General features: G+C 61.5%; 15 protein-coding genes. 10 read left to right on the top strand and 5 right to left on the bottom strand.

All coding sequences use genetic code 11. From position 1 onward, the window contains the following. Positions 1-88 precede the first annotated feature (88 nt). Together rnhA and F7R20_RS26375 are read right to left on the bottom strand one after the other, a co-directional pair. Positions 89-541 (bottom strand): ribonuclease HI, encoded by a 453-nt coding sequence (gene rnhA / locus F7R20_RS26380; RefSeq protein WP_003202727.1) that lies wholly within the window; start codon positions 539-541, stop codon positions 89-91. Between the two features lie 87 nt (positions 542-628). Further along, a complete protein-coding gene (locus F7R20_RS26375) occupies positions 629-1,387 on the bottom strand; it encodes a class I SAM-dependent methyltransferase (protein ID WP_003202728.1) in 759 nt (252 codons plus the stop codon). Between the two features lie 65 nt (positions 1,388-1,452). Here F7R20_RS26375 and gloB point away from each other — a divergent pair, with 65 nt between their 5' ends. From gloB to fabI, 8 genes are all read left to right on the top strand, one after another. After that, entirely contained in the window at positions 1,453-2,220 is a 768-nt protein-coding gene (gene gloB, locus F7R20_RS26370; protein ID WP_003202730.1) for a hydroxyacylglutathione hydrolase, read from the top strand. Between the two features lie 99 nt (positions 2,221-2,319). Beyond that, a complete protein-coding gene (locus F7R20_RS26365) occupies positions 2,320-3,768 on the top strand; it encodes a transglycosylase SLT domain-containing protein (protein ID WP_003202732.1) in 1,449 nt (482 codons plus the stop codon). Positions 3,769-4,022: 254 nt separating this feature from the next. Beyond that, the gene (locus tag F7R20_RS26355; RefSeq protein ID WP_003202734.1) at positions 4,023-5,855 is read left to right on the top strand and encodes an extracellular solute-binding protein; all 1,833 of its coding nucleotides are present in this window, start codon (positions 4,023-4,025) and stop codon (positions 5,853-5,855) included. Beyond that, positions 5,852-7,705 (top strand): extracellular solute-binding protein, encoded by a 1,854-nt coding sequence (locus tag F7R20_RS26350; protein WP_003202735.1) that lies wholly within the window; start codon positions 5,852-5,854, stop codon positions 7,703-7,705. Before F7R20_RS26355 ends, F7R20_RS26350 begins: the two co-directional genes overlap by 4 nt. 4 nt (positions 7,706-7,709) lie before the next feature. Next, on the top strand, positions 7,710-8,783 hold the full coding sequence (locus F7R20_RS26345; RefSeq protein ID WP_003202736.1) for a microcin C ABC transporter permease YejB: 1,074 nt from the start codon (positions 7,710-7,712) through the stop codon (positions 8,781-8,783). A gap of 1 nt (position 8,784) precedes the next feature. Continuing rightward, positions 8,785-9,804, top strand: a complete 1,020-nt coding sequence (locus tag F7R20_RS26340) for an ABC transporter permease (RefSeq protein ID WP_003202737.1) — start codon at positions 8,785-8,787, stop codon at positions 9,802-9,804. A gap of 1 nt (position 9,805) precedes the next feature. Further along, on the top strand, positions 9,806-11,416 hold the full coding sequence (locus F7R20_RS26335) for an ABC transporter ATP-binding protein (protein WP_003202738.1): 1,611 nt from the start codon (positions 9,806-9,808) through the stop codon (positions 11,414-11,416). A 19-nt stretch (positions 11,417-11,435) separates the two neighbouring features. Next, positions 11,436-12,230 carry an enoyl-ACP reductase FabI gene (gene fabI / locus F7R20_RS26330; protein ID WP_003202751.1) on the top strand — a complete coding sequence of 265 codons (795 nt, stop codon included), beginning with the start codon at positions 11,436-11,438 and terminating at the stop codon, positions 12,228-12,230. 181 nt (positions 12,231-12,411) lie between these two features. Here the strand turns inward: fabI and F7R20_RS26320 are convergent, their stop codons facing one another. Further along, positions 12,412-13,374, bottom strand: a complete 963-nt coding sequence (locus F7R20_RS26320) for a GGDEF domain-containing protein (RefSeq protein ID WP_003202753.1) — start codon at positions 13,372-13,374, stop codon at positions 12,412-12,414. A gap of 138 nt (positions 13,375-13,512) precedes the next feature. Here F7R20_RS26320 and F7R20_RS26315 point away from each other — a divergent pair, with 138 nt between their 5' ends. Then, positions 13,513-14,337: a helix-turn-helix transcriptional regulator gene (locus F7R20_RS26315; protein WP_003202755.1), complete on the top strand. Its 825-nt coding sequence runs from the start codon at positions 13,513-13,515 to the stop codon at positions 14,335-14,337. Positions 14,338-14,366: 29 nt separating this feature from the next. Here the strand turns inward: F7R20_RS26315 and F7R20_RS26310 are convergent, their stop codons facing one another. Next, positions 14,367-14,954, bottom strand: a complete 588-nt coding sequence (locus F7R20_RS26310; protein WP_003202757.1) for a LysE family translocator — start codon at positions 14,952-14,954, stop codon at positions 14,367-14,369. Between the two features lie 142 nt (positions 14,955-15,096). Here F7R20_RS26310 and F7R20_RS26305 point away from each other — a divergent pair, with 142 nt between their 5' ends. Then, positions 15,097-16,551: a TrkH family potassium uptake protein gene (locus F7R20_RS26305; RefSeq protein ID WP_003202759.1), complete on the top strand. Its 1,455-nt coding sequence runs from the start codon at positions 15,097-15,099 to the stop codon at positions 16,549-16,551. A 78-nt stretch (positions 16,552-16,629) separates the two neighbouring features. Here F7R20_RS26305 and F7R20_RS31740 read toward each other — a convergent pair whose 3' ends face one another. Continuing rightward, positions 16,630-17,103 (bottom strand): hypothetical protein, encoded by a 474-nt coding sequence (locus F7R20_RS31740; protein WP_003202761.1) that lies wholly within the window; start codon positions 17,101-17,103, stop codon positions 16,630-16,632. Positions 17,104-17,135: the final 32 nt, after the last annotated feature.

Below are 17,135 nucleotides of genomic sequence, written 5' to 3'. Positions count from 1 at the left end.
GTCTTTCAGGAAAACCGGGGCGCCGGTGTCGCGAGCAAGCTTTGCTCCCACACAAGCGCCTCGTCACAGGAGGGTACATCCGGCTGAATCAGGCCTGCTTGAAGCCCCGAACCTCATCGACCCCACGATTGGCCAACTGGTCGGCCCGTTCGTTGCCGTGGTGGCCGATGTGGCCGCGCACCCATTTCCAGGTGACGTTGTGGCGGCTGACCTGTTCATCCAGCAGCTTCCAGAGGTCGGCGTTTTTTACCGGTTCCTTCGCCGCCGTCTTCCAGCCACGTTTCTTCCAGTTCGCCATCCACTCGTTGATGCCCTTCATGACGTACTGCGAGTCGGTCACCAGCAACACATCGCAAGGCCGCTTGAGCTCTTCCAGGCCACGAATGGCGCCCATCAGCTCCATGCGATTGTTGGTGGTATTGGTTTCGCCGCCCCAGAGTTCCTTCTCCACGCCCTTGCACACCAGCAACGCGCCCCAGCCGCCTGGACCGGGGTTGCCCTTGCAGGCGCCATCAGTGAAGAGTTCTACGCTATCGCTCATGCCAATCTATCCAAAAAAATGCAAAGGCCCGCCGATCGGGCCCGACAACACCCGCAGCCCAATGCCGGCAAGAACCATCGAAAAAGGTTACGGCTCGATGTGGCGACGATTGACCTTGGCCATTGGCAAGGGAATCAGCTTGCCCATCGGCTCGCGTCGCGCCTGGCGCACCGGGCGCAGCCCGACCGCGATCTTGCGTGCCACCAACAGGTAGAAACCGCCGCCGGACAGCTGCCAGTCACCGGCCTTGCGCTCCCAGCCGGCCAGGCGCGCCTGCCACTTGGGCGACGCAAGCGGCGGACGATAGCACCCGAAGCGGCGTTTCTCCAGCGCAAAACCCAGCAGGTTCAGCCAGTCGCCGACCCTCGACGCCGAGATGCAGCGGGCCTGGCGCAAGGCGTCGTGGGCAAACACATGACGCAAGCCCCAAGCGCTCCAGGGATTGATGCCGATGATCAACAGGTGCCCGCCAGGGCGCACGCTGCTGGCGGCTTCACGCAACAGACCGTGGGGCGACAGGCAGAAATCCAGGCCGTGCTGCATGACCACCACGTCGGCGGCATGCTCGCTCAACGGCCAGGCCTGCTCTTCACAGACGATTTCCACCCCGGGCAACGGCGCTCCCAGGCGCACGTTGCGCTGGACTTGCGGTGCCGACGGCGGCGTTTGCGCCGAAGGCCCGTAGTGCACCAGGTAGCCGCCGAAGAACCGGCCCAACTCGTCTTCGAGCATGTGCCGTTCTTCTTCCAGCAAAAATTGCCCGACAGGGCCGGACAGCCATTCACGGGCGGCGCTGATCAACGCCAGCCAGTCAGGATCAGCCTGAGCGAACGCTTCATCGGTCATTGCATTCTCCAACGCGTCAGGAAGTTCTAAGATGCGCCTTTGTTTTCCGCTTGGCGAATTCCACGATGATACAGATCAGTGCCCTGCCCGCATTCACCGATAACTACATCTGGTTGTTACAGGACCACGCCACCCAGCGCTGCGCCGTGGTCGACCCGGGTGACGCCGCGCCGGTGCAGGCCTGGCTCGAGACCCATCCGGGCTGGGTCCTGAGCGACATCCTGATCACCCATCATCACCATGATCATGTCGGCGGCGTCCAGGCGCTGAAGAATGCGACGAACGCCACCGTTTACGGTCCGGCCAGCGAAAACATCCCGGCGCGGGACAAGGCCCTGCATGACAACGACACGGTCAGCGTGCTCGGCTGGGACTTCGATGTCTATGCCGTGCCTGGCCATACCCTGGGGCACATCGCCTACTACCATCACGGCCTGCTGTTCTGTGGCGACACCCTGTTCGCCGCCGGTTGCGGCCGGCTCTTCGAAGGCACGCCTGCGCAAATGCACCATTCGCTCAGTCGCCTCGCCGCCCTGCCTGAAGATACGCTGGTCTACTGCACCCATGAATATACCCTCAGCAACCTGAAGTTCGCCGCCGCCGTGGAGCCCGGCAACCCGGACGTCGCCGCCCGCCTGGAAAAAGTCAGCCGGCAACGCAGCGAAGGCATCATGACGCTACCCTCGACCCTGGCCCTGGAAAAACTCACCAACCCGTTCCTGCGCACGACTGAAACATCTGTTAAACAAAAAGCAGACGAACGGAACGGCCAGCGAAACCAGACGCCGAGTGAGGTTTTTGCGGCCTTGAGGGCTTGGAAAGATACGTTCTAAGGCAGCTATCGATTGATACAAAAATTCTGAAAGGTTGACCTGTTGGGGTGCGCTTCCTAGAATCGGCCGACATTTTTGCCCGGAACTTACTTCCAGCCAATGTCGTCATCTATACGCAGGTCCGTCCAGTCAGACACATTGACCCGCTTGGCTCAAGCCATTGCGGTGGCCGTGTCCGCCACATTGGCGGGCTGCCAGAGCACGAGCCAGCTGCCGCAGACCGACGCGGCGCACACGCCGAATATCGCCGCTCGCGCCAAACAGAAGCCGGTATGGCTCAGTGAGAAACCCAGCCCTCAAGTACCCCAGGACGTCTGGGAGCGCATGCGCCAGGGTTTCCAGCTGCAGGAAACGGCCGGCGTCAATCCACGTATCGAGCAACAGCGCCTGTGGTTCGCCAGCAACCCTTCCTTCATGGAAAACGCCGGTGAGCGTGGCAGCCTGTACATCCATTACATCGTCGAACGCCTCGAAGAGCGCAACATGCCGCTGGAGCTGGCGTTGCTGCCGGTGATCGAGAGTGCCTACAACCCCATGGCCTATTCCCGGGCCAACGCAGTGGGCCTGTGGCAATTCATCCCGTCCACGGGGCGTTACTTCAACCTGCGCCAGACCCGCTTCTATGACGGGCGTCGCGATATCACCGCCTCCACCACGGCCGCCCTGGACTACCTGACGCGCCTGCACGACATGTTCAACGGCGACTGGTTGCTGGCGCTGGCCGCCTACAACGCCGGCGAGGGTACGGTCAGCCGCGCCATCGAGCGCAACGAGAAGCTTGGCCTGCCCACCGACTACTGGAACCTGCCGCTGCCCAGCGAAACCCAGGCTTATGTGCCGAAGTTGCTGGCGCTGTCCCAGGTGGTGCTCTCGCCCGATGCCTATGGCGTGAACCTCAACCCGATCGCCAACGAACCCTATTTCCAGGTCGTCGAGATCAACCAGCGCATGGACCTGTCCAAGGTCGCGGCGGTGGCCAACATCGACGAAGACGAGCTGTTCCAGCTCAACCCGGCCTTCAAGCAGCGCACCACCATCGACGGCCCCCAGCACCTGCTGGTGCCCACGTCCAAGGCCCAGTTGCTGACCGCCAGCCTGTCGACCATGCGCCCCGAAGAGCTGATAAGCCAGCGCTCGCTCAAGCCGGTGTTCGAGACAGCCGACGACAGCGACGTGGAAGGCGCCCGGCGTACCTACCGAGTCAAGCGCGGCGAAAGCCTCGCCCAGATCGCCAAGGCCAACAACGTCCAGACCAAAGACCTGCAACGCTGGAACAAACTCAGCGGCAACAAGCTCAAGGTCGGCCAGACCCTGGTGATGCAGGACGCCAAGGCCAGCAAGGCCACCAGCAAGCGCATCAGCACCGTGGTGGCCGCCAATAGCAAGGACCAGAAGAAGCAGACCCAATACAAGGTCAAGCAAGGTGATTCGCTGTACGTCGTCGCCAAGCGTTTCAACGTGGAAATGCAGCACCTCAAGCGCTGGAACCCACGGATGGGCAAGGCCCTCAAGCCTGGGCAGATGCTGACGGTCTACTCCCCGCACTGAGGTGACCGGGGAGCGTTGTGTGGTGAGGGGACTCATCTGTGGGGGCAAGGCCTGTGGGAGCAAGGCTTGCCCGCGATGGCCACACCGCGGTTTAACAGTTGAACCGCGATATCGTTCATCGCGGGCAAGCCTTGCTCCCACAGGTATCCGCTTAGCTGACTGGCATCCCCTCTAAACCCCGCCTTTTTCCTGCCGATACAAGCTGTTACTGTACAGGCCATAAAAGCCCAAGCCGCCTGGATCGGATCTCAGACTTGATACGTCCCCTCCTCTTGCTCCTGATCAGCCTGGCCTTGAGCTCTCCCGCCAGCGCAACCATCAGCGAAAGCCATGGCTATGCGCAGTTCGGCACGCTCAAGTACCCGGCCAGATTCACCCACTTCGACTGGGTCAACCCGCAAGCGCCCAAGGGCGGTGTCTTGCGAGTCATGGCATTCGGCACCTTCGATACGCTCAACCCCTACACGTTCAAGGGCAGCAGCCCGGTTTCCACACCCAATTTCCTGCAATACGGCATCAATGAGCTGAACGAACCACTGATGGTCGGCACCGGCCAGTACGCGCCGTCCGGTGATGAACCGACGTCGAGCTACGGCCTGATCGCCCAGTCGGTGGAATACAGCGAAGACCGCAGTTGGGTGGTGTTCAACCTGCGCCCCGAAGCGCGGTTTCACGATGGCGTGCCCATCACCGCCTATGACGTGGCGTTCTCCTACAGGACGCTGCTCAAGGACGGTCACCCGCAATACCGCACCAACCTGCAGGAAGTGCTGCGTGTCGACATTCTCAATCCACTGAGAATCCGCTTTGTCTTCAAGCGCGCGGGCAATCCGCTGCTGATCCTGCGCCTGGGTGAACTGCCGGTGTTGCCCCAGCATTACTGGAAAGGCCGCGATTTCAAGGCAACGACCTTCGAACCGCCCCTGGGCAGCGGGCCGTATCGCATCACCAAAGTGCAACCAGGCCGCCAACTGGTGTTCGAACGGGTCAAGGATTACTGGGGCAAGGACCTGCCGGTCAATCGTGGCAAGTACAACTACGACCGCATGGACGTGGAGTTCTATCGTGACAGCGAAGTTGCCTTCGAAGCCTTCAAGGCCGGTGAGTTCGACATCTACATCGAACACCAGGCCAAGAACTGGGCCAACGGCTATGACTTTCCGGCGATCAAGCGCGGCGACGTGATCAAGGCGCAGATTCCCCACCAGATCCCGACCCAGACCCAGGGCCTGTTCATGAACACCCGACGCGGCACGTTTGCCGAGGTCAAGGTGCGTGAAGCCCTGGGGCTGATGTTCGATTTCGAGTGGACCAACCGCACCCTGTTCAGCGGCGCCTACAAGCGCACCCTCAGTTATTACCCCAACAGCGAGTTCTCCGCCACCGGCCTGCCGGTGGGCCATGAATGGCTGCTGCTCAAGCCATACCGGGAACAATTGCCGCCCAAACTGCTCACCGAACCCTTCAGCTTGCCCAAGACCGACGGTCGCGGCATCCCCCGGGAAACCCTGCGCAAAGCCCTGGGGTTATTGAAAGAAGCCGGTTGGAGCCTCAACGGCCAACGCCTGCTGAACGCCGACAGCCAGCCCCTGAGCTTCGAAATCCTGCTGGTGAACCCGAACCTGGAGCGCATCCTGCAACCCTACGTCGAGAACCTCGCCAGCATCGGCATCCAGGCCCGACTACGCACGGTGGACCGCGCCCAGTACAAGCAGCGCCTGGACCAATTCGACTTCGACATGATCCTGCTGACCTTGAACCAGACCCTCAGCCCGGGCCTCGAACAATGGCAGTACTTCCACTCCAGCCAGGTCGGGGTCAAGGGCAGCAAGAACTACGCCGGGATCGCCAACCCTGTGGTCGATCATCTGCTGGAAAAGCTGCTCGCCGCCCAGACCCGTGACGAACAGGTCGCCGCCGGCAAGGCCCTGGATCGCGTGCTGCTGTGGCAGCATTACTGCATTCCCAACTGGTATCTCAATTATCATCGCCTGGCGTACCGCAACCGGTTCGCCTTCGTCACCACGCCGCCCTACACCCTGGGCCTGAGCGCATGGTGGCTGAAATCTTCGGAGAAAGATCAATGAAGCCTTTACGCGCCCTGCTCCTGCAGGCCAGCAGCCTGTTATTCGCCGGGCTGGCCTGTGCCGCGCCGCAGCATGCCGTGACCTTGTACAACGAGCCGCCGAAGTACCCGGCGAACTTCAAGCACTTCGACTACGTCAACCCGGACGCGCCCAAAGGCGGGATCTTCCGCCAGGGCGGTTTTGGCGGCTTCGACAGCCTCAACCCGTTCATCAGCAAAGGTGTACCGGCCGACGACATCGGCCTGATCTACGACACCCTGGCCAAGCAGGGCCTGGACGAACCGTTCACCGAATATGGCCTGATCGCCGAAAAAATCGAGAAAGCCCCGGACAATGGCTGGGTGCGTTTCTACCTGCGCCCCGAAGCCCGTTTCAACGATGGTCATCCGGTGCGCGCCGAGGACGTGGTCTTCAGCTTCCAGACCCTGACCAAGGACGGCGCGCCGATGTTTCGCGGCTATTACAGCGACGTCGCCGACGTCATCGCCGAAGACCCGCTCAAGGTCTTGTTCAAGTTCAAGCACACCAACAATCGTGAACTGCCGTTGATCCTCGGCCAACTGCCGGTATTGCCGAAGCACTGGTGGGCCGAGCGCGACTTCAGCAAGGGCAACCTGGAAATCCCCCTGGGCAGCGGTCCCTACAAGGTCGCCGAAGTGAAGGCCGGACGCTCGATCCGCTATGAGCGGGTGAAGGACTACTGGGGCAAGGACCTGCCGGTCAATCGCGGTTTCTATAATTTCGACGTACTGGCTACCGATTACTACCGCGACAACACCGTCGCGGTCGAGGCCTTGAAAGCCGGGCAGTTCGATTTCTGGCTGGAGATGACCGCCAAGAACTGGGCCAATGCCTACAACATCCCGGCCGTGACCGAAGGCCGGTTGATCAAGGAACAGATCCCCAACGGCAACCCCACCGGCATGCAAGGCTTTGTCTACAACCTGCGCCGGCCGATCTTCCAGGACATACGGGTGCGCAAGGCCTTGAGCCTGCTGCTGGACTTCGAGTGGACCAACAAGCAACTGTTCAACGGCGCCTACGCCCGCACCCGCAGCTATTTCGAGAATTCGGAAATGGCTGCCACCGGCCTGCCCGGCGAAGACGAGTTGAAGATCCTCGAGCCCCTGCGCGGCAAGATTCCCGAACAGGTCTTCACTGACGCCTTCCAGCCATCGATGTGCGACGGCAGCGGCATGATCCGCGACCAGCAGCGCAAGGCCTACCAATTGCTGCAAGAGGCCGGCTGGCGCATCGTCGACGACAAGATGGTCGATGCCCAGGGCAAACCGGTGGTGCTGGAGTTCCTGCTGGCCCAGACCGAGTTCGAACGGGTGCTGCTGCCGTTCAAGCGCAACCTGAGCGACCTGGGCATCGACCTAGTGATCCGCCGCGTGGACGTGTCCCAGTACATCAACCGCGTGCGCTCCCGGGACTTCGACCTGGTGGTAGGCAGCTTCCCGCAATCCAGTTCGCCGGGTAACGAACAACGCGAGTTCTGGATGTCCGCCGCCGCCGACAAGCCCGGCAGCCGCAACACCATGGGCCTGAAAGATCCGGCCGTGGACCAGTTGGTGGAACAACTGATCAACGCCGATTCGCGCAAGAGCCTGGTGGCCCACGCCCGTGCGCTGGACCGGGTCTTGCAATGGGGCTACTACGTGATCCCGAACTGGCACATCAAGACCTGGCGCGTGGCCTACTGGAACCACATCGGCCATCCGAAAATCACGCCCACCTATGACATCGGCACCACCACCTGGTGGGTCAAGCCGGAGGTCAAGCCGGCCGATGAAGTAGAGAAGCAGGTCATCGAGCAGCAAATCGCCGCCCCTGCGAGCGTGGAGTAACGAAATGCTGGCTTATATTTTTCGGCGACTGCTGCTGATCATCCCGACCCTGTTCGGCATTCTGCTGATCAACTTCGTCATCATCCAGGCCGCGCCCGGCGGGCCGGTGGAACAGATGATCGCCAAGCTCGAGGGCTTCGAGGGCGCCACCAGCCGCATTGCCGGCGGCGGTGCCGAAGTGTCGGTGGCAGGCTCCTCCTACCGCGGCGCCCAGGGCCTGGACCCGGGGCTGGTCAAGGAAATCGAGCGCATGTACGGCTTCGACAAGTCGGCACCCGAACGCCTGTGGATCATGATCAAGAACTACGCCCACCTGGACTTCGGCGACAGTTTCTTCCGCGACGCCAAGGTCATCGACCTGATCAAGGAAAAGATGCCGGTGTCCATCTCCCTGGGGTTGTGGAGCACGCTGATCATGTACCTGGTGTCGATCCCGCTGGGGATCGCCAAGGCCACGCGGCACGGCAGCCATTTCGATGTCTGGACCAGCTCGGCCATCATCGTCGGCTACGCGATCCCGTCATTCCTGTTCGCCATCCTGCTGATCGTGGTGTTTGCCGGCGGCAGCTATTTCGACTGGTTCCCGTTGCGCGGGCTGACCTCCAACAATTTCGACGAATTGAGCATGAGTGGCAAGATCCTCGATTACTTCTGGCACCTGGCCTTGCCCGTCACCGCCCTGGTGATCGGTAACTTCGCCACCATGACCCTGCTGACCAAGAACAGCTTCCTCGACGAAATCAACAAGCAATACGTGGTCACCGCCAAGGCCAAGGGCCTGACCCGCCATCGAGTGCTCTACGGCCACGTATTCCGCAATGCCATGCTGCTGGTGATCGCCGGCTTCCCTTCGGCATTCATCGGGATTTTCTTTACCGGCTCCCTGCTGGTGGAAGTGATCTTCTCCCTCGATGGCCTGGGCCTGATGAGTTTCGAAGCGGCCATCAACCGCGACTACCCGGTGGTGTTTGGCACCCTGTTCATCTTCACCTTGCTGGGGCTGGTGGTGAAACTGATCGGCGATCTGACCTACACCTTTGTCGATCCACGCATCGACTTCGAAAGCCGGGAGCATTGAGATGAACCTGTCCCCTCTCAATCGCCGCCGCTTCGAACTGTTCAAGGCCAACAAGCGTGGCTGGTGGTCCCTGTGGCTGTTCCTGATCCTGTTCGGGCTGAGCCTGGGCGCCGAGTTGATCGCCAACGACAAGCCGCTGGTGGTGCATTACGACAATGGCTGGTACTTCCCGGCCCTCAAGCGCTACCCGGAAACCACCTTCGGCGGCGAGTTCCCGCTGGAAGCCAACTACAAGAGTCCCTATATCCGCGAACTGCTGGCGGCCAAGGACGCCTGGGTGCTGTGGGCACCGATTCCGTTCAGCTACCAGAGCATCAACTACGACCTGAAGGTCCCGGCCCCGGCGCCGCCCTCTTCCGTGAACTGGCTGGGCACTGACGACCAGGGTCGCGATGTCCTGGCCCGGGTCATCTATGGCTTCCGCATCTCGGTCCTGTTTGCCCTGACGCTGACCGTGCTCAGCTCGATCATCGGCGTGATCGCCGGCGCCCTGCAGGGCTTCTATGGCGGTTGGGTGGACCTGGCCGGCCAACGATTCCTGGAAATCTGGTCCGGGTTGCCGGTGCTGTACCTGCTGATCATCCTGGCCAGTTTCGTCCAGCCCAACTTCTGGTGGCTGCTGGGCATCATGCTGCTGTTTTCCTGGATGAGCCTGGTGGATGTGGTCCGTGCCGAGTTCCTGCGCGGGCGCAACCTGGAATACGTGCGTGCTGCCCGGGCGCTGGGCATGCAGAACGGCGCGATCATGTTCCGCCACATCCTGCCCAACGCCATGGTCTCGACCATGACGTTCATGCCGTTCATCCTCACCGGCGCCATCGGCACCCTCACCGCCCTGGATTTCCTCGGCTTCGGCCTGCCGCCAGGCGCGCCGTCCCTCGGCGAGCTGGTGGCCCAGGGCAAATCCAACCTCCAGGCGCCATGGCTGGGCATCAGCGCGTTCGCCGTGCTGGCCCTGATGTTGAGCCTGTTGGTGTTCATCGGCGAGTCCGCTCGCGATGCCTTCGATCCGAGGAAGTGAAATGAACCAGGACAATCTGATCGAAGTACGCGACCTGGCGGTGGAGTTCATTGTCGGCGAACGCCGCCAGCGCGTGGTCGAGGGGGTCAGCTTCGATATCAAGCGCGGCGAAACCCTGGCCCTGGTGGGTGAAAGCGGCTCGGGCAAATCGGTTACCGCCCATTCGATCCTGCGGTTGCTGCCTTACCCGCTGGCCCATCACCCCACCGGGACCATCCAGTACGCCGGCCAGAATTTGCTGGGTTTGAAGGAAAAAACCATCCGTCATATCCGTGGCAACCGGATTGCGATGATTTTCCAGGAGCCGATGACATCCCTCAACCCGCTGCACTCCATTGAAAAACAGATCAATGAAGTGCTCGGCATCCACAAGGGCCTGAGCGGCAAGGTCGCGACCCGCCGGACCCTTGAGTTGCTGGAGCTGGTTGGCATTCCCGAACCCCACAAGCGCCTCAAGGCCCTGCCCCACGAGCTATCCGGCGGCCAGCGCCAGCGGGTGATGATCGCCATGGCCCTGGCCAACGAGCCGGAACTGCTGATTGCCGACGAGCCGACCACCGCGCTGGACGTCACCGTCCAGTTGAAAATCCTCCAATTGCTCAAGGAATTGCAGGCGCGATTGGGCATGTCGCTGCTGCTGATCAGCCACGATTTGAACCTGGTGCGAAGAATTGCGCATCGCGTATGTGTCATGCAGCGCGGTTGCATCGTCGAACAGGCATCGTGCGAAGAGTTGTTCCGGGCACCGCAGCATCCGTACACTCGGGAACTGCTGGGCGCTGAACCCAGCGGCACCCCGGCGAGCAACGTCGTCGGCCCGCCGCTGTTGCAGGTCGAGGACCTGAAAGTCTGGTTCCCGATCAAGAAAGGCCTGTTCAAGCGCACGGTAGACTACATCAAGGCCGTGGACGGTATCCGCTTCAGCCTGCCCCAGGGCCAGACCCTGGGCATCGTCGGCGAAAGCGGTTCCGGCAAATCCACCCTGGGGCTGGCAATCCTGCGGTTGATCGGCAGCCAGGGCGGGATCCGTTTCGAAGGCAAGCAGCTGGATAGCCTGACGCAGCAACAAGTCCGGCCGCTACGCCGGGAGATGCAAGTGGTGTTTCAGGACCCGTTTGGCAGCCTGAGCCCACGGATGTGTGTGAGCCAGATCGTCGGCGAAGGCCTGCGGATCCACAAGATCGGCACCGAAGCCGAACAGGAACAAGCGATAATAGCGGCATTGAAGGAGGTAGGCCTGGACCCGGAAACCCGGAACCGCTACCCCCATGAATTTTCCGGAGGGCAACGGCAGCGTATCGCCATTGCCCGGGCCCTGGTGCTCAAGCCGGCGTTGATTCTGCTGGATGAACCGACGTCGGCCCTGGACCGTACCGTGCAACGCCAAGTGGTGGAGCTGTTGCGGTCGTTGCAAACCAAGTACAACCTGACGTACCTGTTTATCAGCCATGACCTGGCTGTCGTCAAAGCGCTGAGCCACCAGTTGATGGTGGTCAAGCATGGCCAAGTGGTCGAACAAGGTGATGCCCGCAGCATATTCGCCGCGCCGCAGCACCCCTATACACAGCAGTTGCTGGAGGCCGCCTTCCTGGCCCCAACAACTGCCGAATAACCTGAAAGAGGAGCAACACATGGGTTTTCTCGCCGGTAAGCGCGTACTGATCGTCGGTGTCGCCAGCAAGCTGTCCATCGCATCCGGCATCGCCGCCGCCATGCATCGCGAGGGCGCTGAGCTTGCCTTCACTTATCAGAACGACAAACTCAAGGGTCGTGTCGAAGAGTTCGCACAGGGCTGGGGTTCGAGCCCTGAGCTGTGCTTCCCGTGCGACGTGGCCAGCGATGAAGAAATCGCCAAGGTCTTCGAAGAACTGAGCAAGAAGTGGGACGGCCTGGACTGCATCGTGCACTCCGTGGGCTTCGCCCCGGGCGACCAACTGGACGGCGACTTCACCGAAGCCACCACCCGCGAAGGTTTCCGCATTGCCCACGACATCAGCGCCTACAGCTTCGTGGCCCTGGCCAAGGCCGGTCGCGAAATGATGAAAGGCCGCAACGGCAGCCTGCTGACCCTGTCGTACCTGGGCGCCGAGCGCACCATGCCGAACTACAACGTCATGGGCATGGCCAAGGCTTCCCTGGAAGCCGGCGTCCGTTACCTGGCCGGCTCCCTGGGCCCGGACGGCACCCGCGTCAACTGCGTATCGGCAGGCCCGATCCGCACCCTCGCCGCTTCCGGCATCAAGAACTTCCGCAAGATGCTGGCCGCCAACGAAGCGCAAACCCCGCTGCGTCGCAACGTCACCATCGAAGAAGTCGGCAACGCCGGCGCCTTCCTGTGCTCGGACCTGGCGTCGGGCATCAGCGGTGAAATCATGTACGTGGACGGCGGCTTCAACACCACCGCCATGGGCAACATCGAAGAGTAATCTTCACGTTGCAGCAAAAACGCCGCTTGTCCTGGAAAGGCCATGCGGCGTTTTTTTATGCCCACTGCAACCCCCCCTGTGGGAGCGAGCTTGCTCGCGATGGCGGTGGGTCTGCTGGCATTGATATTGACTGTGCCGACGCCTTCGCGAGCAAGCTCGCTCCCACAGGGATCAGCCTGTGCTAGCTGCGTAGCGCCTGTTTCTGTGTGTACATCGCCGCATCCGCGTCCGCCAGTAGCAGGTCGATCGACTGATGACGCTGGGGGTCGTACTCGATCTGGCCGACACTGAAACGAATGTCATAGCCACGCTGCAACATCGCATTGCGCTCATCGAGGATTTCCTGGAGCCGCGCCATGATTGCCGCTATCTCGACATGGGAAGAACCGGTGAGCAACGCCACGAATTCGTCACCGCCCAGGCGGCCGATCACATCACTTTCGCGAAAGGCGATACGCAGCACATCGGCGAACGTTTTCAGCGCGTTGTCGCCCTCGGCGTGCCCATAACGGTCGTTGATCGGCTTGAAGTCGTTGAGATCGAAGAACAGCAGCGTCGCCGGTCGCGACAAGCGATCACACACATTCAACGCATGCTGGGCCAACATCCTGAAGCCACGCCGATTGGACAGCAGCGTCAGCTCGTCCATGCTCGCCATCTGCACCGCGACCATTTCCTGCTCGGCCATGCGGGCCAAGTCGCGCAACAGTTCGCGCTCTTCGTCATTGAGCTTGCGCGGCTTGGTGTCGAGCAGGCACAACGTGCCGAGCTTGCTGCCGTCCTCCATCCCCAGCGGATGCCCCGCATAGAAGCGAATGCCAGGCTTGTCCGTGACCAGTGGGTTGTCGTGGAAGCGCTCATCCTGTTCCGCGTCGCAGATCTCCAGGATCTGATCCTGCAAAATCGCATGCCCACAGAAGGAAATCTCCCGCGAGGTTTCGCTGGCGTCCAGGCCGGCGCTGGACTTGAACCACTGCCGGTTGGCGTCCACCAGCGACACCAGCGCGATGGGCACGTCAAACAGGCGTCGGGCAAGGCGGGTCAGGCGGTCAAACCGCTCTTCGGGTGCGGTATCAAGCAGCTTGAGCGAGTGCAGATTCTTGAGGCGAGCGGCTTCGTCGTCCGGTTTGCGTGGCGCAAGCATCGGAAACTCCATTGGCAGGACTTCATGAAGTCTAGTCCAGGACCCCAGCCCTTCAAACCGAACGGGCTAAATCCGACGGGCATTTACCGGTCAGGACTAATACACTGCCACTCAGGTTCAAGACGAGGACGCTGACCGATGAAGCACGCCCCCCATGACGACGCCCCACGCTTCTGGCGCGACGCGGCCCTGCCCTTCATCGAAGCCCGGGCCATCGGTGATGGACGCAAGGTCTGCTATTCGCGCCATTCACATGACCACTTTTCCATCGGCGCGATCACCGCCGGGCGCAGCACCTACATTCACGAACGCTCGAATTTCCAGGTGGAAAGCGGCACGGTGGTGCTGATGAACCCGGGCGACGTCCACGCGTGCAACCCGATCGACGATCAACCGTGGTCCTACGTGATGCTGTACGTCGACACCCAGTGGCTCAGAGACTTGCAGCGCCGTATCGGCTTTGACGAAAGCCTGGATTTCCAGGGCTTCGCCACCACGCACAGCCGCGATGTGGAGCTGTTTGCCGCATTGGGAAGGTTGTATGAGCAATTGGTGGATGAGCAGCTCGACACGCACCACAAGCACGCCGCCACCGAGGCATTTTTCATCGACCTGCAACAACGGCTCAACCCTGCCGGTCGCCCGGACCGGGGCAGCCATCCGGGCCTGATGCGTGCGGCGCAGTTTATCCACGACCATTGCAGCGAAGCCTTGAAGCTGGAAGACATCTGCACCGCCGCGCAACTGTCGCCGTCCTACCTGAGCCGAGCCTTCAAGCGCCATTACGGGATGACGCCCCACGCCTTCCTGGTCAACCGCCGGATCCAGTTTGCCCGGCGCCAATTGCGCGAAGGCAAGCTGATCGCCGACGTCGCGCTGGACAGCGGGTTTGCCGACCAGGCGCATTTCCAGCGTGCCTTCAAGCAACACCTGGCGGCTACGCCCGGCCAGTATCGCGGCTGATACCGCACCACCTTTTGTGGCGGGTTGGCTCAAGGCAACAACAGATACACCGCACTGGCCACCAACAACCCCGCCATCGTCCGATTGAACAGGCGCATGGTCGCCGGATTACCCAGCCAGGTGCGCAGGAAACTCCCGGCGTAGGCCCAGCAGCCCACCGAGACGTAGCAGATCACCAGGTAGATCGCCGCAAACTGCCACACCAGCCGCGCCTCGCCATCGGCCACGAACGCCCCCATTCCCGCCACGCAGGCCAGCCACGCCTTGGGGTTCAGCCATTGCATCAGCGCGCCATAGAACATCGAAGGCGCTCGCCCATCGTCCTCGCCGCCCAGATGCCCGTTATCCATCGCCAGTTTCCAGGCCATGAATAACAGAAACGCCACGCCGCCCAGTTGCACCACCCGTGTGAGGCCAGGCCAGCGTTGCAACACTTCATGCAACCCCAGCCCCATCAGCACCAGCAGCAAGACAAACCCCAGGGTTGCACCGCCCACATGGCGCAACGTCGCACGAAACCCGTACCGCGCCCCGGAGCTGAGGGCGACGATATTGACCGGGCCGGGTGTAATGGAGGCGACCAGGGCAAACGCCGCCATGGAAAGAATCAAACTCATCGCATACCTTCTTCATATCTGTGAGGTGGCGATCAAGGTAAATTGCCAATCGCGGGCGGTATTGAACAAAACTGCCCAAGGGGCTACCCATCAGCCCACCACAAAAACAATACTGTGCGGCTCATTCATTCAGGCGTGTTCTATGTCCATTGCGGTTGTGCGGTTTATTGGCTTCATCCTCGGTATTTTCCTGATCACCCTGGCTGCCAGCATGGCAATCCCGCTTTTGACGCTGGTGATGTACGAGCGCAACGATGACCTCTCGGCGTTTTTGTGGTCGAGCCTGATCACCTTCGTCTGCGGCGTCGCGCTGGTGGCGCGCGGTCGGCCAGCACACACCCAGATGCGCCCGCGGGACATGTATCTGCTGACCACCGCCAGTTGGGTCATCGTCTGCAGCTTCGCCGCCCTGCCCATGGTGTTCATCCAGCACATCAGCTACACCGATGCCTTTTTCGAAACCATGTCCGGCATCACCACCACCGGCTCGACCATCCTCACCGGTCTGGACACGGCCTCCCCCGGCCTGTTGATCTGGCGCTCGATGCTGCACTGGCTCGGCGGGATCGGCTTTATCGGCATGGCCGTGGCGATCCTGCCACTGCTACGGGTTGGCGGCATGCGGCTGTTCCAGACCGAGTCGTCGGACTGGTCGGAGAAAGTCACACCGCGCTCCCATGTCGCGGCGAACTACATCCTGTGGATCTATGTCGGCTTGACGGGCCTCGCCACCCTGGCCTTGTGGCTGGCCGGCATGACGCCCTTCGAAGCGATCAACCACGCGATGTCGTTGATTTCCACGGGCGGCTTCTCCACGTCGGATGCTTCCCTGGGGCATTGGCCCCAACCGGCCATTCACTGGGTGTCGGTGGTCGTCATGATGGCAGGCGCGCTGCCGTTCACCTTGTACGTCGCCACCTTGCGCGGCCACAAACGCGCGTTGCTCAAGGACCAGCAAGTCAGGGGATTCGTCGGATTCCTGGTCATCACCTGGCTCATCGTGGGGACCTGGCTGAGCCTGAACAGCGACTACAGCTGGTGGGACGCGGTCCGCATCGTGGCCGTCAACGTGACGTCGGTGGTCACCACCACGGGCGTGGCGCTGGGCGACTACACCCTATGGGGCAGCTTTGCCTTGCTGCTGTTCTTCTATTTGACGTTCGTTGGCGGTTGCTCGGGATCGACGGCCGGCGGACTGAAGATCTTCCGCTTCCAGGTAGCCGGCGAGTTACTGATGGGCAGCCTGAAACAACTGATCCATCCCCGGGCGGTGATCCAGAAAAAATACAACAATCACCCCATCGACGAAGAGATCGTCCGTTCGCTGCTGACCTTTTCGTTTTTCTTCACCATCACCATTGGCGCTATCGCCCTGGGGTTGGCGCTGATCGGCCTGGACTGGACCACCGCCCTGACCGGCGCGGCCACCGCCGTGTGCAACGTGGGCCCGGGGCTGGGCACGATCATCGGGCCAGCCGGCAACTTCTCGACCTTGCCGGATGCGGCGAAGTGGCTGCTGACCATTGGTATGCTGCTGGGTCGGCTGGAGATCCTGACAGTGCTGGTGTTGTTCACGCCGGTGTTCTGGAAGTATTGAACACGTCGGGTCAGGCAAAACAGACAAACAAAAAAGCCGCGACGCCATGCACAGGCGTCGCGGCTTTTTTTCAAGCGATCAGCGGTCGTTCTTGATCGAAGAGGTGGTCGCGTTGGTCAGGCCCTTGGTGTTGTGGGTACCTGGTGTAGCGGTGGAAATCGCCGATGCCTTGGTCAGGCCACGGGTATCACGGTCGTTGGCGATGCTCGAGGTCAGCGAAGCCTTGCTGGTGCGGTCGGTGCGAGTGGTACCAGTGTGCTTGCCGCTCAGGCCATGATCGCGGGTGCGGGTACCGGTGTGGTCGCTGACCAATCCTTTGCCAAGGCCGCTGGAATCACCAGACTTGTCATGGTCCTGGCCACCACCGATGCCACCACCGTGGCCACCGCCATTGCCACCACCGTTTCCTCCACCGTGGCCGCCACCACCCCCATTGCCGCCTGCGGCATAGCTCGAACCGATAGGCGACAACTCAGCAGGCAGCAAGGCCGAGGCACCGAACGCCAAGGCACAGACAGCAACGGCGATGAGGGATTTCTTATGTTTGGACATGATGTCTCCGAAAGACAAAAACAACGGTTGAA

This window comes from Pseudomonas brassicacearum subsp. brassicacearum, assembly GCF_008801605.1.
In the GTDB taxonomy this organism is placed as follows: Bacteria; Pseudomonadota; Gammaproteobacteria; order Pseudomonadales; family Pseudomonadaceae; genus Aquipseudomonas; species Aquipseudomonas brassicacearum.
The sequence above is the reverse complement of the archived record's forward strand: the minus strand, read 5'-3'. Positions and strand labels throughout refer to the sequence as shown.